General features: G+C 63.3%; 16 protein-coding genes and 1 tRNA gene. 11 read left to right on the forward strand and 6 right to left on the reverse strand.

Annotated elements, in window-relative coordinates:
* Positions 1–6: 6 nt before the first annotated feature.
* Positions 7–2,142 (reverse strand): AsmA family protein, encoded by a 2,136-nt coding sequence (locus DWQ09_13940; protein KAA3626970.1) that lies wholly within the window; start codon positions 2,140–2,142, stop codon positions 7–9.
* A gap of 288 nt (positions 2,143–2,430) precedes the next feature.
* Here DWQ09_13940 and DWQ09_13945 point away from each other — a divergent pair, with 288 nt between their 5' ends.
* Together DWQ09_13945 and DWQ09_13950 are read left to right on the forward strand one after the other, a co-directional pair.
* Positions 2,431–3,090: a DUF3047 domain-containing protein gene (locus tag DWQ09_13945; GenBank protein KAA3626971.1), complete on the forward strand. Its 660-nt coding sequence runs from the start codon at positions 2,431–2,433 to the stop codon at positions 3,088–3,090.
* Positions 3,062–3,703 carry a host attachment protein gene (locus tag DWQ09_13950; GenBank protein KAA3626972.1) on the forward strand — a complete coding sequence of 214 codons (642 nt, stop codon included), beginning with the start codon at positions 3,062–3,064 and terminating at the stop codon, positions 3,701–3,703. Before DWQ09_13945 ends, DWQ09_13950 begins: the two co-directional genes overlap by 29 nt.
* 71 nt (positions 3,704–3,774) lie before the next feature.
* Here the strand turns inward: DWQ09_13950 and DWQ09_13955 are convergent, their stop codons facing one another.
* The 3 genes from DWQ09_13955 to DWQ09_13965 form a co-directional block, all read right to left on the reverse strand.
* Positions 3,775–4,554, reverse strand: coding sequence for a methyltransferase domain-containing protein (locus DWQ09_13955; GenBank protein ID KAA3626973.1), 780 nt, complete (start codon positions 4,552–4,554; stop codon positions 3,775–3,777).
* On the reverse strand, positions 4,551–4,910 hold the full coding sequence (locus DWQ09_13960) for a transcriptional regulator (protein ID KAA3626974.1): 360 nt from the start codon (positions 4,908–4,910) through the stop codon (positions 4,551–4,553). The genes DWQ09_13955 and DWQ09_13960 overlap by 4 nt, the downstream gene beginning before the upstream one ends.
* A 75-nt stretch (positions 4,911–4,985) precedes the next feature.
* Positions 4,986–5,059 (reverse strand) — tRNA-Gly (locus DWQ09_13965).
* A gap of 326 nt (positions 5,060–5,385) precedes the next feature.
* Between DWQ09_13965 and DWQ09_13970 the strand changes: the two genes are divergently transcribed.
* The 9 genes from DWQ09_13970 to DWQ09_14010 all read left to right on the forward strand — a co-directional run bounded on the left by DWQ09_13970 (position 5,386) and on the right by DWQ09_14010 (position 18,903).
* Complete coding sequence (locus tag DWQ09_13970; protein KAA3626975.1) at positions 5,386–6,669, forward strand: hypothetical protein; 1,284 nt, start codon at positions 5,386–5,388, stop codon at positions 6,667–6,669.
* Between the two features lie 148 nt (positions 6,670–6,817).
* Positions 6,818–7,099 carry a hypothetical protein gene (locus DWQ09_13975; protein ID KAA3626976.1) on the forward strand — a complete coding sequence of 94 codons (282 nt, stop codon included), beginning with the start codon at positions 6,818–6,820 and terminating at the stop codon, positions 7,097–7,099.
* A gap of 72 nt (positions 7,100–7,171) precedes the next feature.
* On the forward strand, positions 7,172–7,648 hold the full coding sequence (locus tag DWQ09_13980; GenBank protein ID KAA3626977.1) for a hypothetical protein: 477 nt from the start codon (positions 7,172–7,174) through the stop codon (positions 7,646–7,648).
* Between the two features lie 29 nt (positions 7,649–7,677).
* Positions 7,678–8,607, forward strand: coding sequence for a hypothetical protein (locus DWQ09_13985; GenBank protein KAA3626978.1), 930 nt, complete (start codon positions 7,678–7,680; stop codon positions 8,605–8,607).
* Between the two features lie 136 nt (positions 8,608–8,743).
* Positions 8,744–9,370: a hypothetical protein gene (locus tag DWQ09_13990; GenBank protein KAA3626979.1), complete on the forward strand. Its 627-nt coding sequence runs from the start codon at positions 8,744–8,746 to the stop codon at positions 9,368–9,370.
* A gap of 117 nt (positions 9,371–9,487) precedes the next feature.
* Positions 9,488–15,589, forward strand: a complete 6,102-nt coding sequence (locus DWQ09_13995) for a hypothetical protein (GenBank protein KAA3626980.1) — start codon at positions 9,488–9,490, stop codon at positions 15,587–15,589.
* Positions 15,589–17,535: a hypothetical protein gene (locus tag DWQ09_14000; GenBank protein ID KAA3626981.1), complete on the forward strand. Its 1,947-nt coding sequence runs from the start codon at positions 15,589–15,591 to the stop codon at positions 17,533–17,535. The genes DWQ09_13995 and DWQ09_14000 overlap by 1 nt, the downstream gene beginning before the upstream one ends.
* A 58-nt stretch (positions 17,536–17,593) precedes the next feature.
* Positions 17,594–18,163, forward strand: coding sequence for an RNA polymerase subunit sigma (locus DWQ09_14005; GenBank protein KAA3626982.1), 570 nt, complete (start codon positions 17,594–17,596; stop codon positions 18,161–18,163).
* A 2-nt stretch (positions 18,164–18,165) separates the two neighbouring features.
* Positions 18,166–18,903 carry a DUF3379 family protein gene (locus tag DWQ09_14010; GenBank protein KAA3626983.1) on the forward strand — a complete coding sequence of 246 codons (738 nt, stop codon included), beginning with the start codon at positions 18,166–18,168 and terminating at the stop codon, positions 18,901–18,903.
* 148 nt (positions 18,904–19,051) lie between these two features.
* Here the strand turns inward: DWQ09_14010 and DWQ09_14015 are convergent, their stop codons facing one another.
* Complete coding sequence (locus DWQ09_14015; protein ID KAA3626984.1) at positions 19,052–20,008, reverse strand: NAD(+) diphosphatase; 957 nt, start codon at positions 20,006–20,008, stop codon at positions 19,052–19,054.
* 61 nt (positions 20,009–20,069) lie between these two features.
* Entirely contained in the window at positions 20,070–20,504 is a 435-nt protein-coding gene (locus DWQ09_14020) for a nuclear transport factor 2 family protein (protein KAA3626985.1), read from the reverse strand.
* Positions 20,505–20,518: the final 14 nt, after the last annotated feature.

The raw sequence follows: 20,518 nt of genomic DNA on the forward strand, positions 1-20,518 counted from the left end.
GTTCGCTCACCGTTTCAGCAGGTTCTTGAGCTTGTCTTCCAGCTTCTGCTTGGCCTCTTCCTTCTTTTCTTCCAGCTTTGCTTTCTGCTCCTGCTTGATCTGTTCCTCCTTGGCCTTGAGCTCCTGTTTCTTGGCATCGAGCTTGGCTTTGCTCTGCTCGCTCAGCACCTCATTGAGATCCACACGGAAACGCGGCTCGCTGAAAGTGCCGTGGATGCGCAGGGGGATGGTGAGCCCCTTCAGATCACTCAGCGCTTCGCCGCTCTGGCCCGCCAGTGTGCCGACCACGCCCACCTTCAATTGATAGTCCATGGTCTCCTTGGCGATGTCCGCGGTGCCGGCGCCCTGCACGCGCAGCAGCGGCGATCTGGCATCGAGATCGCGGTTGTCCACCACGCCGTTGTCGATCGTGAAACTGCCGCCCAGGGCGGAGAAATCGGTGGCGTTGGCTTCATCGCTCTTGGGCACCGGCTCGCCTTTCAGCTTGGCGCTCGCCTCGCGCAGCAGTTGCGCCACATTGATGCCTTTGACCATGCCGTCGGTAAACGTGAAAGCGGCTTTGCCGCTCAGGGTCTTGCGAATGGCATCGGGACCATTGCCCCGCGCCGTGAGCCTGGCCTCCAGGTTGGCGGTGCCGAGCAGTTTGTCGTCACCCATCAGATCCTTGAGCAGCGGGCCGACCTGCACCTTCTCCAGCTTTTCATTCAGCGCGTAGGCAGGTTCCGTGCCGGTGGCATCCAGTCCGATATCACCGCTGTAACTGCCGCCGTAGAGCCTGGCGCTCGCCGGGTGGATGCGAATCCTGCCGCCCTTGGCATTGACGGTGATCCTGACCTCCTCGGAGGTCAGGTTGGAGGCCGTCAGCTTGCCGATGCGGAAATTGCCCGCCACATTGAGCGCGCGCAGCAGCTCCATCGGCAGCTCGGCGGTTCCCACCGCGGCGCTGCCGGCCGTGGGTGGCGGGGTCTGGCTGGGCGGCGGCAGATAACGATCGAGGTTGATCGCATCCACCGTCAGATCAAAGCGCAGCGACTGTCTGGCGAAATCCTCCACCGCCAGTTTGCCGGTGAGCGCCGTGTCATCGAGCAGGATCTTGAGTTCGCTGAGTGCGGCGCTCTTGGTAGTGGCGCTGAACGCGGTGTCCACGGTCAACTTGCCCAGGACACCCTTGTCGGCGGTCTCGGGAACCGGCTGATCCAGCCGGGTCAACAGATTACGCGGACTGAACGGTTCCAGGCGCAGGCGCCCGCTGAATTGCGGCGCTGTGGTGATCGCGGTGCCCGCGATCTCGCCCAGCAGGTTCAGACCGAGAACCTCCAGCTCGAGTTTGCTCACCGTCATGCTGTCGGCGCCCAGATCGACCGCGATGTCGCTGGCGAGTTTCAGATCCAGTTCCGGCACGGGCAGTGCCGCGCCCTTAGCCTTCACGCCCAAACGCGTTCCAGCCAGGGTGATCTGTTGCAGGCTTGAGGCCAGCGTGATTTCCGATCGCAGGGTGATGGCGGCGCTGACAGGCGGCTGATTGGCTTGCAGGTTGAGGCTGAGTTCCATGTCGGTGGGTCGCCCCAGGGCGATGGGGCCGCTGCCGAGCGCCAGGTCGCGAATCTGGTAATGGGCGCCCGTCGTGGCGTCGCGGTAACTGAGTTGCGCATCGCTCACCTCCAGCCCGCCGATGGCGAGCGCGGCAAGCCCTGGCGCACTGGCCGCCGCGGCAGGTTTCTCGGCCGCTGCTGCCGATTCTCCTGCCAGATCCGCCCAATTGCTGCGCCCGCTCTTATCGACCTGCAGATCCAACCGCAGCCCCTGCAAGGTCAGCCTGTCCACCTCCAGCTCTTTGCGCAGCAGCGGCAACAGGCGCGCGCGCACCTGGGCGGCGGCCACTTCGGCGAAGGGCGCATCGCCAAATCCCGGCGCGTTGCCCAGCCTGATTCGACCCAGCTCCAAGCCCAGCCAGGGAAAGACCGACAGGCGCAGATCCCCCTCGATCGCCAGGCTGCGACCCGTATTCTCCTGCACCGCCGCTTCGATCTGACCGCGGTAATCGTTGGGGTCGACAAAGACCAGCAACGCCGCCAGGCCGACAGCCACGATCAGTACCAGGGCCAACAGCAGACCAATGATGAGTTTCAGGGCTTTTGCCACGGCGCGGTTCCTTTCCTTTGACTCACTGGGGTTTCAGCGCGATATGCACGGCGGCTCAGCAGCCTTGCAGATCTGTGTGCATCGTAGCAGGCGCGGTTTGCATGTCCTATCACTGAAGGGCTAACCCCCAATGGATAGCCCGTGAAAGCGGTAGAACATTTAGCGTTGCTACAACAACTTAGTCCGGGCTAGCGTCTCGTTCGCGGAGGAACCAGCCAAGACGATGCCAACCTTGCCCGGACGCACCACACAGCATCTGCTATACGTAAGCGTATGAGAGTTTCGCCTATGCGCCACCTTCCTGTTGTCTGGCGACGGTGGGTTGTGCCTTTGATTGTGCTCGCCTGGCTCAGCGCTCCAGCGCTCAGCAGCGTCATCCCTGTCGACGATTTTACCCGTGATCTCGCTGGCTGGAATCCCAAGGTGTTCGTCGGTCAGACCCACTACCGCAACGTGGAGTACCGCGGGCGCGCGGCGCTCCAGGCCGACAGCATGGGCAGCGCCTCGGGGCTGGTGCGCCCCATCGATATAGACCTGCGCAAGACTCCCTACCTCAACTGGTCGTGGGCTGTGCAGGAACGGCTGCAAGATGTCGATGAGCTGCGCAAGACGGGCGATGACTACCCGGCCCGGGTCTACGTCATCTATTCCGTCGGACCCTTCTTCTGGCAGACCCGCGCCATCAACTACGTCTGGTCCAGCAGTCAACCACCCGGCAGCGTCTGGCCCAATGCCTTCACCGCCAACTCGACCATGGTGGCCGTGCGCGGTCCCGGCGATACGCTGACCGAATGGCGCAGCGAAAAACGCAACGTGCTTGAGGATATCCGCCAACTGACGGGGGATTCGATATCCAACATAGAGGCGGTCGCGATCATGACCGATACCGACAACTCCGGGCAACAGGCCCGGGCCTGGTATGGAGGGCTATTTTTCTCAGCCGAGTAGCAAGTACGCGGAGCCCGGTAAACACGGGGCTCCATTGGCCAACAGGGTGGGTGATTCCGCAATCGCTTGCGAGGCGGATCAGCGGAGTTGCCGAAAACCACACTCCACGGGAGTCAACACCATGAGTGATTGTTTCGTAGTCGTCGCAGCAGGAAGTTGCGCTCGTTTCTTCACGTTGGAACCCGCCGACATCCCCGAAATAGAATCTGGCCCCAATCTCATCGAGCAACACCGACTGGAAAACAAGGAGTGGTCCGGCCACGGCAACGAAATCTGGAGAGAAAAAAAGAGCGGTCGAAACCGTGGCAGAGTCGGGGCCGGCGCTCGCGGCTATAACGATCACCGCGACCAACACCTCGAAGAAATCGAGCGGCGCTTCGCCCGCGACGTGGCCGAAGAGATGCAAAGGTTTACCAAGAAACATCACCCCAAGAAGATCATCCTGATTGCGCAGAAACACCTCCTCGGCAACCTGCGCAACACTATCTACACCAATGGCTCCGACGTGGAGGTGCACGAACTGGCCAAAGATTTCTGCAAGCTGGGATCCAACGAGGTGCACCAGCATCTGTCCAAAGTGAATCTGATACCGCCGCGCAAATCACCGGGCTGAACGGGGCCTCACGCACAAAAAAGGCGCGTCCTGACGACGCGCCTTTTTTCGGTGAGCGCAGCGGGTAGCGATTACGGTTTGATCGCTTCGATATCCGCCGATGCGATGTAATCCTCGATGCCGCGCTCACCCGCCATGTCGCGAATCACCGCCCGCGACGCCTCGCGCGGCTTTACCCGGATCGAGGAGAAGCCGACCTGCTGCAGCATCTGCTCCACATCGTTCACCAGCGCCGCCCCCGCCACGCAGCCGGTGTAGTGACTGACATCCGCACGGATCGCCTCGGGCAGCGGCTGCAGCGCGACGATATCCGAGATCGCCAGACGCCCGCCCGATTTCAGAACACGGTACGCCTCGCGAAACACCTGCTGCTTGTCGGTGGAGAGATTGATCACGCAATTGGAGAGAATGACATCCACCGTAGCGTCGGCCACGGGCAGATGCTCGATTTCACCCAGGCGGAACTCGACGTTGGAATAACCGCCCTTGAGTGCGTTGCTGCGCGCACGGCTCAACATCTCCGCCGTCATGTCGACGCCGATCACTCTACCGCTCTCGCCGACAGCGCGCGCCGCCAGAAAACAGTCGACACCGGCGCCGCTGCCCAGATCCAGAACCGTCTCGCCGCGCGACAGTGCCGCGATCGCCGTGGGGTTGCCGCAACCCAAACCCAGTTCCGCGCCTTCGGGTAGCGCCGCCAGTTCCTCGGCGCTGTAACCCAGTTTCCGGGAGTAGTCGTTGTCGCCCCCGCACGAAGCGGTGGTGGAACAGCAGCCACCCTCATTGCGGGCGATACCCGCATAGCGTTCTCGCACCTGGTTTCGAAGATTCACCGAATTTTCATTGTTCATGACCCGCTCTCCTTGCAGCCGACGCTGCCACAACATTGGTTGAAAAATTTCATCAGCATCTCCACCGCTTGTGGCGCGACACAACACTCCACCCGTTGCCCGCGACGGTTCATCTCCAGCAATCCCGCCCGATTGAGCTCCTTCAGATGATGCGACAGGGTGGAGGGCGCAATATCGACCATCTGCGCCAGATCGCCCACACAACGTCCCAGGGCCTCCGGGGACTCGACCGACCAGACCTTCCCGGGTGCGCAACAGGCCACGAGTTCCAGAAAGATCTTCAGGCGATGGGGATTGGAGAGCGCTTTGAGAATGCCGCTGATCTCGTCCAGCTCATTAGTACTATATTTCGACATATTTCGAATAATAGAACCATATTAGAAAAGGTCAAGCACAAAATATCGGGCGGATGACTACCGCCAGGGGAAGGGTGGAGCGGGTGATGGGAATCGAACCCACGTTAGCAGCTTGGGAAGCTGCAGTTCTACCATTGAACTACACCCGCATTGTGATGCACTACGACTCGACTGCCACCGTCGGCATGCGCCGCGCTCGCGTGGGGCGAGATTCTAAGCGCTGCCCTGCGCCGGTCGCAAGGCCACCAGCCCGCGACGCACCTCGATTCACCCCGGCTTCCGCCGCCGCCGAACACGATCCCCGCCCGAGGGACACAGGCGCACATGCCGGCCGCCGCCTGTCACTTGAACCTCCCCGCTTCTGACGGCGACCCAATCACCGACACGGGACCTGCAAAGAACATCCCGTGCGGGGATAGCCATCCCGCCAGCCCGCCCAGTGGGCTGCTTGAACCCGGCATCAGGAGATCGAGTAATGAAACGGAAGCTGATCAACACCCCCGCCCTGGCGGGCGCGGCACTGGTCGCACTGAGTTTGGGCACGCCCAACGTCCACGCCCAGGAGTTCCATGCCGCGCTCCGCGCATCACCCGCCGCGCACAACGGCCAATGCCCCGCGAAGATCACCTTCTCGGGTCGCATCAGGGCCGACCGCGCGGGACGCGTGCAGTACAGGTTCATCCGCAGCGATGGTGCCGTCGCACCGATTCAAACCCTCAACTTTGAGCGCCCCGGCAGTCAATCGATCAGCACCACCTGGACCCTGGGCGGGGATCGCCTGCCGGGCTACGACGGCTGGCAGGCCGTTGAGATCGTCTACCCCACCGCCATGGTCTCCGACCGTGCCGCCTTCAGCGTTCGCTGTGCGGATACTCCACGCACCACGGTCGGCAGCAAAGTGAAAGAGGTGGTCCGGATGACCGTGCCGCGCCGGAAACTCCCCGATCTGAAGGTCAAATTGAACGCTCCCCGCAGCGCCGAGCCTGGCGACACCATCGGTAATGCGATTACCGCCAGGGCTTTCAACGTGGGTGAGGCCGGCGCCGCCGGCACGGCCAGCGCCGGTTCCAACGGCTACATGATCGACGTCGTGCTCTCGAAAGACACGAACGTCGTCGACGGCTTCGCCGCCTACGCGCCCAACTACAGCGACGATGTGCTGCTACAGGGCGGACGTGTGAGCAACACGGTCGACCTCGCGCCAGGTGCCAGCCATGCCTACCCCAACCTGCAGGGCGGCAACGGCACCATTCCCGCGGACACATCGCCGGGCAGCTATTACGTGTGCGCCCGTATCGATCCGGGGAAAAAGACCGCCGAGTCGAACGAGAGCAACAACGTCGATTGCCAGCGCATCAAGATCGCAAAACAGGGCAAACCCGACCTGATGGTCCGCTCCTTTGGGCTGAAACGCTGGGGCAGCTGCGCGCCTAACAATGCCGTCATCACCTTTCAGGTGACGGTTGCCAATGTCGGTACGGTCGCGTCCCCCGCGGTGACCGATTACGCGCTGGTGCAAGTGATGGATCAGCACCGCAACTGGGGCAACGGGGTCATGTTGGGCGTCATCGCACCGGGCGCCACCCGGACAGTGGAAATTCCGGTCTATTATCTGCGGGAGGATCCAGCGCATATGACCGGTGCCGCCCCGCACCCGTTCATGGCGAAAGTCGATCCGGGCAACCGTGTTGACGAGAGCAACGAAGGGAACAATCAGTCGGCGACCATCAACGTCGGTGCGCCGGCAGGTTGTCGTTAAACGCCCACAAGGGATTGCGGGGTCCGCCCGCAATCCCAGCCGGGAGGGCATTGAGATGGAACACGTCACAGCAAGATCAGACGATCGACCGCTGCCACCGCGCAGTCCGGTTGCCACGCCACCCCCCCACGCCAATTGGGCACAGGTAATGATCGCCCTGGTTGCGCTCATCGGAGTCAATGCAACGCTGGCGGCACCGCCCTCCAAAACCCCTCCGCGCACGGTCCCGCAGCTGAACCAACCGCCTGCGATCCCCGAACGATCTGTTGCGCCACGAAGCCTGGCCATCGAGCGTGTCGATTTCATTGGCCGCGAGATCGATCAAGCGCGCAGCCTCGCGCTCAGCAATGTGAACTTCATCGGCGTCGAGACCGCGCCGCCGCGCAGTCTGGAAATCAGCAACATCGATTTTGTTGGAACACCTCGCTAGCAAGGGAGAAAAGAAATGTCCACTTCCCACGCCTTCCCGTTAATACTGGTTCTTGGATCAACAATCGCACTAATGGCCCAGAACGTTCTGGCGCATCCGCCCAGCGCGACGCGCGACCCCACGCTTTCGCACGTCCATATCTCGGGTCGCGTCGCCACCCCCGAGGGACTCCCCATCGCGGGGGCACAGCTGATCTGGGGTCATGGTGCGGTGCGCACGCCCGCCCCTGGTGGCCTGTTTCGGGAGGGTGCCTTTGGGACCCAGGAACTTGCACCTGCCTCCGATTCACCGTTTCGCGGAGTCTCGGATACCTGCTTTCATCGTGCACCGAGCTCGCGCTATATCCGCACCCGTGGTGATGGCACCTACGATCTGATTTTTACTTTCAAATCGGCATGCAACCACCATCTCGACACACTGCACGAGAATGACGTGTTCTTGTACGTCTACAAGGAGGGCTTCAGCTTCGAACGCGGTTCCGGGGGCTCGCGGCTGCGCATCGATCCTCCGCGCAAAGGTATTCCCGGCCCGTCGCTTCCCGGCCGCTAACGCGATGCCCCGTCTCAAGGAGAGACGCCATGAACCACTCCCTTCGTTTTGGCCTACTCAGATCGGTTTACTCTTTACTGTTTGGCGTCGCGCTGCTGCTTGCAGGCACGGCGTTGAGCTACCCCAAACCGGCGGTTGCCGACACCTGTTCCAAGCCCCTGTGCCGCTCCGGCGAGCGCTACCGCGCCGATAGCAATCCCCGGGCGACAACCGGTTGGTGCCACTCGAGTTCCGGCTTCCCGACATTTGCCAGGTCGCATCAGGAACGCAGCTGCGACACTGGCTGGACGTTGGATCGCACGCGGGGTGTGTGCGTCAAAGACAACTGCTGCCCAGAAAAACCCCTCTGTTCACGTGGTGAGCGTTACACGCGCAGCGGCACACGGGACGGCCGCACTTACGGCGCCTGCGAATCCCGATCCGGCACTTACATTTCCCATACGATTAACTACTGCGAATCCGGCTGGGAACTGAATACCCGCACCGGCATGTGCAAGAAACAAGGTTGCGCGGTCGCCATCACCGGCACCATCGTTGCCCCTGTTCCGGTTTTTGTGCCCCCCGTCAAAGGCGCCAAACCCGACCTGATCATCGAACGCTTCGCCCTCAAGGATTGGGGCAGCTGCAAACCGGGCAACGCGGTAATCCGCTTTGGAGTTACCGTAAAGAACATTGGCAGCGCCGCATCGCCCGCGATCGCCGGCAAGGCACTGGTCAAGGTGGAGGATACCCATTCCGCTTGGAGCAACGGAGTGACGGTGCCCGCCATCCCGCCCGGAGGCCGGCAGATCGTGGAGGTGCCGATTTACTATCTCAAATCGGATCCGCGCCACATGACCGATGCCGCACCCCACCCCTTCGTCGCCAATGCCGATCCTTTGCGATTGGTGGATGAACTGCGCGAAGACAACAATCGATCGAACATCATTAATGTCGGTGCGCCGAGGGCTTGCAAGTAACTGCAATATCGAGATTGTGGAACAGCCGCTGCGTAACGATCGATGGGGCCATTGAACCATGCGTGGGGAAATCGCGACTACTCGCTCGATCGCCAGCACAATAACTCGCGGGTGGAACCAAATACAGGAGTGCACCATGAAGAACGAACTCACCCTCAACCTCATTGGCAAACGCAACGGTTTCGAGCGCCGCGCGATAGCGGCAGTCATCCGTCTCTTCGCCATCGCCTTACTGACGGTGGCCGGCACCTTACCCGCCCATGCCTGGAAGTTCGAGTTCCTCTCGCCTCCTCAGGGCCTCACCCCTGTGCTTGCTCAGGGGGGCAAACTCGGCATGCAACTGATCGTGGACGAGCAGATACTCAAGATGATCAATCCAGACGGATCCAACAAAATCCTCTACGTCGACCTGGAGTGGATAGCCCCAGGTTCCAACCAACCGATGGCAATGTGCTTCCCAACGATTAACAAGCCATGCCTGCCCTCGTTCACACAAATGGTGGGCCCCTTTCCCGACAAAGCGTTCCGCTCGAATCGATTCTGGGCGGAGCGCTCGGCCTTCCCCACACCCGGCATCTGGGCACTCAGGGCGAAACTCAGGAACACTGACGTCGGCTACGCCGTACTGCATATCGATGTGCAGTCCTACCCCAAGGCACGTGATATACAGCCTGCAACCACCATCATGAAACCCGGGTTGGTCACACCACCGCCCGCGGGAAAGAGCAACGCCCGGGGAAGGCTCAACCTTCCGACCCGCTGAGCGAGGTCACTGCCAGCCTGGTTGATTGATTCCGCTATAGCGCTCGGGCGTAAAAAGCTTATAGTCTGTGGAACAATTGCACAGGGATGAATAACGAGAAAAGGCGAGGGAGCATAAATGTATTTACGTTCGCTGCGTAATCCCGTGAGCTCCGTCATCCGGCTGCTGATCGTCATATTCCTGCTGGGTGCTGGTGCTGCATACTCCCAGGGCCGCCTGGGCCTGCCCAGTGCCCCACGGGTCGATTCGATCATGCCCGATACGCTTAACCAGGGGCAGTCCGCCACGCTGCTGATACGCGGCCGCGGTCTGCACGCCGGGATGGGCGTCGATCTCGGTGAAGGGGTGACGGGCGGTACGCTGATCATGGTCAACGACACGACCGCCCGCGTGACGGTACGTGTCCATTCTGGCGCAGCACCAGGTCTCCGTACCCTGGCTTTGGTAATCGATGGCGTACCGCGCGCGCAGCGCGCGACGGTCACTATCGCCGGCGGCACAGCACACAGCGATTCCGCACCGGCGACACCCGCTGCGCCGGATGGGCCGATAGGCTTCGTCCAGGCCGCACCCGCCGGCTCCACCCCGGCCGCGCCTGATGGACCTCCGGGTTTTGTCCAGGCGGCACCCACTACCGCCGCGCCTGATTCTGCGACCTCTTCCGCCCTGCGTCTGCTGCGCATCACACCCAATCGCCTGCAGATCGGACAGAGTTACTCGCTCAACCTCGCCGGCCAGGGTTTCGCCCACGGCATGAGCGTCGACTTCGGCGACGGCATCGTGGTGCGTGGCGCCGTTCGGGTGACCAGTGCCAACACCGCCACCGCCCGGGTACAGGTCACCGGGGACGCCCTGCCGGGTTATCGCACCGTCACCGCCTCGATCACCGCGGCGGTTGGGACACCCGGCATCGTGGCGATTCCCGGCGGTACCGTGCAGGCCCAGGCGCCGCGTGCGCTGGAGATATTTGGCACCGCAGCCACGACCGCAACGCCGCCCCCCAGCGGCGGTTTCACGCCACCGGCAAAAGGTGGATTTGCACCGCCACCGCCCGGCGGCGGCTTCGCGCCACCCCCGGTCGTCCAGGCCACTCCCACACTACCGCCGGTTCCAAAGATTACCAAGATCACGCCGAGCAAAATGACGGCGGGAAAAAGCTACGCGGTAACGCTGGAAGGTCAGCACCTCAGCAACCAGCTGCTGCTTGATTTCGGCAACGGCATCCAAGTGCAGGGCCCACTGATCAGTGCAGGCAGCAACAAACTTCAGGCAACCGTGAAAGTGGACAAACAGGCCACGGCGGGCACCCGCAAGATAACTGCATCCGTAAAGAAAGGGAGCGCCGGTGTGCAGCAGCCGGCGCAGTTTGCCGTGCTCGCCGCAGCGACCAAGAAACCAAAACCGCAGCTGGTAAAACTCAAACTGCCCAAGCTCGATATCACCGATATCCTCAAGGGGCGCATCGACCTTCAGGCTCCCCAATGGCGCCAGCAGATCGGCTCGCAGGCGCCGATAAAGGACCCGATCACGGGTAAACCGCTCACCGAGCCAACCCCCATCTACAAGGCCGACGTGCCACTGCTGCACGACGAGGCCCTGTTCAGTTGGAAGGAGACCAATCCGGGCACCTCGGAGTGGTTCGAAATCCGCTTCTACGCCAAGGGCAAACTGGCCGCCAGACGACGCATCGAAGTCACGGAGCACAAGCTATTCGGCAAACCCATTCCGGTCCTGCCCACCTGGTTCCGGCCCGATGCCGCATTGCTCGCCGAACTGCTGAAACATGCGCCGCCAACCTCTACGGGACAGATGCAGCAAAGCGCGGGCGCGTTCCAACAAAATATCCCCGTGCAAGGCGTGAGCCCGGCTGGGGGCGCGATGCCCTCCGCGGCCGATCTGGTGAACACAGCCTTTACCAGCGCCACCCTGCATTGGGAGGTGGCGGGCTACCGCAGGTACCACGCCTCGGGCGTGGTGAAAACGGCGTTGGTGGACGAACCAATTCTGGTTGCCGCCGCCAAACAGGCGGCCCCTGCGACGCAGAGCGACGCGCAAACACCCAAACTGGGTCAAGGCTTCGTCGAAACCGAAGTGGCACTTTCGGAACGCTGGCCTCTGGCGACACCCAGTCCGCCCACCGGACTCGGCTGCGGCAGCGAACAGGGCTCGCTCAGCCTCACCAATCTGGACAAGGGCGCGAAGCAACAGGGCAGTTCCATTGTGGTGGAGGCCGGTGACGGTCACGTCGGTGACCGCTTCCGCCTCAAGGGCACCTTCAAGCTCAACAACAGTCCCTACGCCAGCCACCCCGAGACCCAGCAGACGAGCTTCAAAAATCCAGTCACCCAAAAGACTCAGGTCGTCGCCACCACCTGGCAGTTCGACAACCTCTTCGTCGATTGGGGCGACGGCACCGTAACTCCCCTGGCCATGACCCAGATCGGCAGCGCCGGCAGTTACGCGGCGGGCGATACGCTCTCGCTGGGCGAGGGCCACCAGCACAGCTATGCGGGCACCGGACCCTACACCATACGCGTCTATCAACTCTCGGCGAAGGACGTGCAGGGCGGCGGGCAAGTGGCTGCGGCACAGGCGATCGACAAGGATCTGAGCCTCTATGCCCAGGTCGCTGCGCTGACACCAGGGTCCCACACCGGCAAGGAGCAGATGAAGTGGTCCAAGGCGGTGGCGGATCGCGCCTTCATGACCTTCTGCCGCAACGTACGCATCGAACCGCGCACCGACCCGGCCAGCTACGGTCCGCTGCAGTTGGTGGAGATCGGCATCGACGGCTTCGCCGGGCAGCAGGAATCGGCCAAGGGCGCGACAAAAGTGGGCGCCCGGCAGAAACCCGCCGTGAACGCCGCCAAGCCGACGCTGTCCGCCGCACCCAGTGCGGGTAACATGCTGCAGGCGCAACCGAAACCTCAGCTCTCCTTCGGCGATCTACCCACCTTTTCCACCTGCAGCTCGGAACTGACGGCCGAGGCAGCGGTGCGCTACTCCGGACAGGGCAAGGCGCGGCTGCGCTGGCTGCTGGACGGCGTTGCCATCGGCGAGGACGAGCGGGTCTTCGGCCCCTCCCAGCCGCGCAGCCAGGAAGACCTCGCCAAGCTGGCGGGCAAGAAGAGCTGGTTTGATCTGACCCCCGTTGCGCCACCCAGGGTGGATGTGGAATCCGGACTCCCCTCGCCTCCCATAGGCCTGTCCACGCTGGGCAAACGCACGCTCCGGGTGGAGGCGGAGGTGATCCCCGAACCCAAGCGCAACAACCTCTATGACACGTTGACCGCCGCCTTTGGCGCCAACGGGCAACCGGCCAATGCCGGGCTGGCCAGAGCGCTCGCCGGCCAATTCAAAAACGCGCCGAAGATCGGTGTGCTGTCACCGCACAAGGTGCCACAACAAGGTGTCGGTGTGGTGAGCTATCTCAACGAACCGCTGCGGCAGTTGGCGCTGACGGCGGAGCCGATCCCAAAACCGATACAGGTAGCAGCGCTCTCGCTGCAGCCCGGTGTCGCCGCCACCCTGAGCGATGCCACCCTCCCGGCGGCGGGGAAACTGGGGCCAAAGAAAGAGCCACCCGGCTATGTGGTTTCGCAGCCGCTCGATTATCTGGTGGTCGGGGCGGACGCCAAGCAGGCCTGCACCTTCGAGTTCCCGGTGCCGGGCGGTTCGTTCACGGTGGCAGGACTGCAGGCGCCGGGGGGCCAACCCAAGGTCACCGAAAGCAACGGACGCTACTCCGGCTCAGGCATGCTACTGGTGAAACTGCCGAGCGGGGGCGATGCCGTCAAACAGTGGCCGGTGCCGATCACCTTCAAGGAGTGGAAACTGAAACCCGACGGCGTCACCGTCGAGACAGGTGAGTTCGCCATCACCAACACCGGTCTGACCGACCTGCCCCTGCCGGCGCTGAAGGCTTCGGTGGCGAAGCTCCAGGGCAAGGCGGGAGTCGGTGTCGATGCCTGGCTCAACGCGCGGCTCACCCACCCCGAACTGCTGGAGGCGCAAGCGGGCAAAGCGCCCGCCTGGCAGAACGTCAAGGGCACGCTCTCACCCGCGGGCGACTGGTACGCGGCGGCACTGCCGATGGCCGACACGCTGCTCTATCTCGGCGGCTACCGCATCGATCCCGACAAGGTCGCGCTGGATCTCAGCCTCACGGAGGGGAGCGGGACCGACAGCGCCTGCGCCAGTGGCGCGGGGGCGGCTTTCCTCGGCGTACACCTCGGTGAGCAGGCCACCCTGACCGCCTTCGACTTTGGCCTCAAGGGCACCCCCACCGCCAAGGTCAGCAACTGGGGCATCGATGCCAATGGCGTGTGCGGCACCGGTAATCTCGGTGCCTTCCAGACCGCGCTCGACAAAGGCAAGATCGCCTGGGACAACATCGCGGTGCAGGCCGGCGGCGGCAAGCTCAAGGCCACCTATAAAAATCTGCGTGTCACGGTGCCGTGGATCAACGCTGAACTGAAAGGCAGCGGCGATCCGGTCTTCAATGCCGGTCAGGGCGCGGGCACCGTCACTTTGGCGCTCACAGGCCAGGCGGCCCCGGTGACCAACGGTCCGATCACCCTGGAGGCGACCAACCTCGCCCTGACGCAAAAACCCGGCATCGGCTGGGCGGTGACCTCCGACACACGCTTCGATTTCGCCGGCGCCGACAAGACCTTCGCCAAGGATGTGTGGCTCACCGGGCTGCTGTTCGGTATGGACGGCAGGGCCTACCTTCCGAATGGTCCGCAGGGTGCAACGCTGACCAGCACCAGCGGCTTCATCGCCCAGGGACCGGTCACCCTCAAATCGGCCAAGGTGAGCGCACCCGCCAGCACCAGCGAACGGCTCCATTTCGATTTCGTGGCGGACCTGAAGCTCTCCAAGGCGCTGGAGGCGAAGGACATGCCGATCAGCTACCGCATCACGGAATCCAGCGCCGGCACCTACTCCGGCAGTGGCCCGGTGGTAGGCAAAGTGCCCATAACCTTCGCCTTCCCCAAGACCGACACCATCACCAAGGGCACCATCTTTCCCGAGTATATGGGCAGTGGTGCCAATACCTCCGCGGCCATCGATCCGCCCGCGCCGTTGAGTTGGGTCACCCCCGCCCACGCCGCCACCAAGCAGGTGATCTATCGCGGCACCACCAACATGGACTTTTTCAAGAGCGCGGCGCTGCCGGTGACGGGCGCCTTCGAGCTGGGCTACTTCGGCAGCAACGACTACTGGGCGGCGGTGCTGGTCTACAACATCCCGCCCCCGGGCATCACCATGGTGCCCAATCTGCTCAGTCTCTACGGGCTCGGCGGCGGGCTGGGCTACAACGTCGAACCCGGTTCGCTGAGCCACAACCTCGCCAACGTGATCCCCAAGGCCACCGGCAACAGCGTCTACGGCGCCAACGTCACCATGGGTTCGGCTTTCGACGCCGGCTTTGCCTATACGATGAAGGGCTACTTCAACGTCGATCCCAAGAACCCGGCCCTGAAGATGGACTTCGGCTTGTGGCTGCTGTCGAGCAATCACGGCGGCTCGGCACCCATCAACGGATCGTTGGGTTACGGCAGCGGTATCTTCCACGCCGAGATGGGCGGCGAGCAGAACTTCCTGGGCGGGTTCGGCCGCGTCAAGGCCAACCCCGGCGCCCTGCAGGCGCACTTCGAGGACAGCGGTGACTGGCACCTTTATGCCGGCACCGCGGCCAATCCGGTTCAGGGCGAGGTGGCCAAACTGATCAATGGCGGCGTGTGGTTGAATCTGGGCCGCGACGAAGGATTACGGGTCGGCGCCAAGGCCGACGCCCGTTTCCCGGACATCGACTGCAACAGCGGCACCTGCGCCAACGTCAGCGGCAAGGTGCAGGCCGACGTCACCATTACCCCCAAGCCCCAGGCCACCGCCAAGAACAAAGTCAACGTTGCGGCCAACGGCTGCCTCGGCGGCGGCTGCCTCTCGCTCAGCGTCGGCGCGGATATGACCGTTGCCGGTCCCTCACCCGAGTTGGGGTTCGGCTTCAGCCTCAACGGCTGCCCCATCGGCAAGCTCACAGTCAGTATGACGGTGCTTCCCGCTCCCAAACCGGGTATTTCCGGCAGCTTCTGCAGCTGGGGAGAGACCGGTGCAGCGATTGTGAAAGGTGCCGGGAACCTAATGAAGGGGATCGGCAGTGCCGCGGAAGGAGCCTGGAATGCCGTTAAATCCTGCTTTGGATTCTGTTGATGATGCGCGCTAAATGGCTGGTCTGTTTATTGGGGTTGATTATCGCCGGCGCGACGCAGGCGCAGACCTCCGCGTCGCAGGTCTACCTGGCCGCCGACGGCAAAGGCGGGCTGCAGATACTGTGGTGGGTGCCGCCCGAGCGCTGGCGCGACGGAGGCTTTCGCCTGGAAGACGACCGCGGGCGGGTACTCGTCGAGCGCCTCCATCCCGGGACCAATCGCAGCGCAACGCAACGGCTCACCCGGGAGGATCAAAACGAGATCGGGCGTCTGGCCCAGTCCGGCAACAAGCCGAACACCTCCATGGGCAGCGCGATCGCGCTCGGCATCCGCGCATTGGGCAACTGGGATTTTGCGCAGGCCCTGGGACTGGCGACCGAACTCAAGGGTCTCGAGCGCCGCGCGACGGGATTCTTCATACGCGGCCTCGATCACAACGGCAAACCCGACGGCAGCTACCTGGAGACCCATCCCATCGACCTGGCCAGGGCCACCCCGCTGCACACTCCGCCTGCGCAGCTGCGGGCTGAGAGCGATGCCCAAGGGGTGAGACTCTTCTGGCAGGGCCCCGAGCAGCATCTGTTGCCGGTACTCGCCTATCACATCGAACGCGAGAGCGAGGGCGACGCTGCCACACTGACCCCCCAGCCACTGATCCTTGGAACCGCCTGGCCCGCCGATCGATCGGCGTTTGCCGACACGGCACCCCCGGTCGAGACCGAGGTGCGTTACCAGGTGTACGCCATCGACGCGCTGGGACGGCGCAGTCAGGCGGCGAGCCTGAAGCTGTTCGTGCCGGATCACAGCGCACTCAATCCACCTGCCGGCATCACGGCCAGCGCCGCCAGGGAGGGGATCGAAATCCGCTGGCAGGCCAATGCCAGCCCCAACACCACCGGCTATGTCGTTGAACGCTCCCATCTTCTGGGCGGACCCTACGAGGTGCTGACACCCAGCGGCGTCCCCAGCGATCAGACCCGCTATCGCGATACGCCGCCCGCGCGGTCGGCCGCGCTCTACTATCGCGTCCGCGCCGTTAATCCGCGCGGCACCGTCGGCGAACCGGGGGCCGCCACATTGGCACGACAGCAGGCCGATGCACCGCCCGCCCCGAGCGGACTCAAGGCCGAGGCCGGCCACACCCGCGTGCGCCTCACCTGGGACCCGACGCCCGGCGCTTTCGGCTACCAGGTGGAACGCCGCGCGCAGGGCGGAGCCTGGCAGGCGCTGGGCAATCTGCTGATCCAGGAGCCACGGCTGGACGATCATCTCGGCCCCATGAATGGCCTGCGCCTGGAGTATCGGGTCAGCGCTGTCGCCTGGGGTGACGTGGTCGGTCCCGTCGGCAAACCGGTAGTGGTCGATACGCCCGACACCCAACCACCAGCAGCGCCCGCGATCACCGGCGCGGAAAGCGACGACGGCGCTGTGTTGCTGCACTTTCATCCCGCAGCACCCGCAGACCAGACCGCACAGATCCTGGTGCTGCGCGGCGGCCCCGACGATCCCGGCCTGGTGATCGGCGATCCGCTGCCCGGCGATGCCCGGGAATGGCGCGACACCTGGGTGCTGCCCGGCGAGACCTACTGGTACCGGCTGGTGGCCCTCGATACCGCCGGCAATCGCAGTGATCCGGGTGAGGCGGTGAGCCTGCGCGTCGGCGCGGCACTCGCCAAGGCACCGCCGCAACCCAAGGCCCGCTATGAGGCGCAACCCTTCGCGCGGGTGGTCATCGGTTTCACCGCCCCACCCGCCGATCACGAAGTGGTGCTGGAGGCCCGTTCCGCAGGCGCTGCCCGTTGGCGCCACGTAGCGGCAGCCGGCACCGGCAACGAGATGGTGGATGCCCACCCGCACCAGGGCAAAGCGGAGTACCGCCTCCGCTGGCGCAGCGCCCAGGGCACGCTCGGCCCGCCATCGCCCGTCGTGAGTGTGACTGTCCGCTGACTCACAGCACGGTCACCACCGCCAAGCTCCCGATTGGCCAAAGTGCCTGAGTTCTGTAATGATTTTGCCCACCCTCCGGTCTAATCGAGTGAAGGCAAAGATGACTCAGGCGGAAAAGGCGACCAAGGAACGCTACGAAAAGATGGTCCGCGAGCTGTCGGCAGACGTCTACCGCTACGCCTTCTGGCTCTGCAGGGACCGCAGCATGGCTGAAGAGCTGGCGCAGGAGACCTTCCTGCGTGCCTGGAAAGCCTTCGACAGCCTGCAGGAGCAAAGCTCCGCCAAGAGTTGGCTGTTTACCATCGTACGCCGCGAGAACGCCCGCCAGTACGAGCGCAAGCGATTGGACATGATCGACGACGTGGATTTCGGCGGCGTGGAAGGCGGCAGGGATTACGACACCAGCACCGAGGCGTTCGTGCTGCGCAGGGCCCTGGCGAAGTTGCCCGAGGATTACCGCGAACCCCTGATCCTGCAAGTGATCGGCGGGTTCACCAGCGAGGAGATCGCAGAACAGATGGGCTTGAAGCCCGGCGCGGTGATGACCCGGCTCTTCAGGGCACGACAGAAACTCCGGGCGATGTTGGAGGGAGACGAAGACACCAGCCCGGCCATGAGCGAGCAGTGACCATGAACAGCAACGATACTCGAAACGCCGAAGAGATCAGCGCCGCGGAACTGGCGCGGGAGATCGAACGCGATCCGCAGTTCGAAGCCTTTTTGCACGAAGCGGCCGACATCCCGGCACCGGAAGGTCTTGCCGACCGCATCATGGCGCGCCACGCCATCACGCTGCGCGACGAGGAAGAGGGCAGCAAAGTCGTGGCGATTGACAGCGTCCGCAAGGAACAAGCCCCGCAGACGCGCCCGCTGGTACCGCGTTGGATGGCCATGGCCGCCAGCGTTCTGCTGGTGGTGGGCCTGGTGGGTGTCAGCTACCTGGGCCGCGACCCTAGCACGGTGCTTGAACAGCGTATTGTCGTCGCCCTCAACGACACCCTGCCGATGTACGACGAGATGGTGGTCAACAACGAAATCGACCCCAATATCCAGCAGAATCTGCACGCCCTGATGCAGACCGTGGGCCTGAAGAAGGTTGGCGAGATGGGGCAGATCAATTACTGCGAAGCCAAGACCATCAACGGCTCGACTGCCGCTATTCTGGTGTTCCCGGGCAAGATGGGCGCGGTGACGGTGATCTATCTCATGGACAAGAAGGTCAAGGATCGTCGCAGCATCGACAGCCCGTCCATGGAAGGCATGATCTGGCCCGAATCCAAAGGCACTGTCGCCATCATCGGCCACAAGGGCGAGCCCATGATCAGCGATGTCGAACAGCGGGTGCGCAGCTCGATGCAGTGGTTTTGACGGCGTGTCTTGTGGATGGGCGGCTTCTGTCTAGACCGTCGTTGAAAACCGGCCTTGCTGTTCGCGGTTAAAACCGCTCCTACCATCCCTGCCGTTCGCCTGTAGGAGCGACTTCAGTCGCGGTCAACGTCAAGGCCGCAACCCGCACCTACTCCACCTCTGCCGCCCACGACTCGATGAGATAACGCGCAATGGAATCGGCGCGTGGGATGCTCTGCTTCGACTGCCCGTCCCACCACTCCCCGAACGCCCTGACCTCATCGACACTGAACCAGCGCGCTTCCTCCAGTTCATCTCCATCCACGCAAATCTCGGTGGTCACGGCGCGGGCGCGAAAACCCAGCATGATGGAAGCGGGAAAGGGCCAGGGTTGCGAACCCTGATAATGCACCTCGCTCACCTCGATACCCACCTCCTCAAGCACCTCGCGGGCCACCGCCTCCTCCAGACTTTCGCCGGGCTCGACGAAACCGGCCAGGGTCGAGTACATGCCCGCCGGCAGGCGGTTGTGCCGGCCCAACAGACAGCGTGGTTGCGTGCCGTCACCGGGACGATGTTCGACGAGCATGATCACCGCCGGATCGACGCGCGGAAAACTGCGCGTGGCGCAATCGGGATTGATGCAGCTGCGCGAATAGCCACCGTTACAGCTCTCGGTGGGACCGCCGCAGCGCGCGCAGAAACCATAGTGACGATGCCAGTAGAGCAGGCCCCGCGCGTAGGCCAGCAGCGCCGCGTGATCCGGCGCCAGCAGTGGACCGATCCTGCGCAGATCGATGAACTCACACTCGCCCGGCAAACCAGCCAGCTGCGCTTCGTCGTGCGGGGTGAGGTCGGCGGCAAATACCGGGCGCTCGCCTTCCAACCCCAGCAGTACCAACTCGGACGCCGCGCCGATCAGCCAGTCCGCCTCGTCGCGCGCTATCACGACCGGCTCGGTGGCAGCGGGCGGTTGCGCCGCGCGGATCAGAATGCGGTTGCGCCACAAAGGCAGGAACCGGGCTTCGGCATGATTGACGATGCTGCGCACCCAGTGTGGATCGGTGCGCAGCATCGCCGCCCGATCGAGCGGCATGCCGGTGTAGTGGATTGGGGTGTTGGCCATTGCTCTCTAGTCGTGCGCAGTGATACCGCCAGGGAGAAAACAACGGCGCACGCTGTTTACTCTATGTTCTAGAACCTTCAACGATGCTGTGCCACCACAGGCGCGTAGTCTTGCAAAGACCACTGTCGTCGAACTCCGCCACCAGTATTCCGTCGAGTATCAATCGCGGCAGGGGATCTCCCGGTTTACGCGCCAGCAGAGTGGTGCCCGTGGATTGCGCCCAGATCTGAAACAGCTCCTCGGAAGCCACCTGATAGGTCACGTGCCAATGGGCGATTCCACCCTTCGTGGTCGTGGCCAGAATTTCGTAATCGAGATGGATATCTTCCTGCAATTTGACGCGCTGCCAGTATTCGGCAATGGCGGCGTGCCCGCTCTGCGCGGCAAACGGCGTGTTGTGATAGACGCCATCGGCGGCAAACAACGCGCACAGCTGATGCTCGTCTCGCTGTTCCCACGCTGCCTTGTAGCCCGCCATGAACTGTTCGATATTCAATGCCTCTTCCTTTC

The organism is Pseudomonadota bacterium, from assembly GCA_008501635.1.
Classification (GTDB): Bacteria; Pseudomonadota; Gammaproteobacteria; order QQUJ01; family QQUJ01; genus QQUJ01.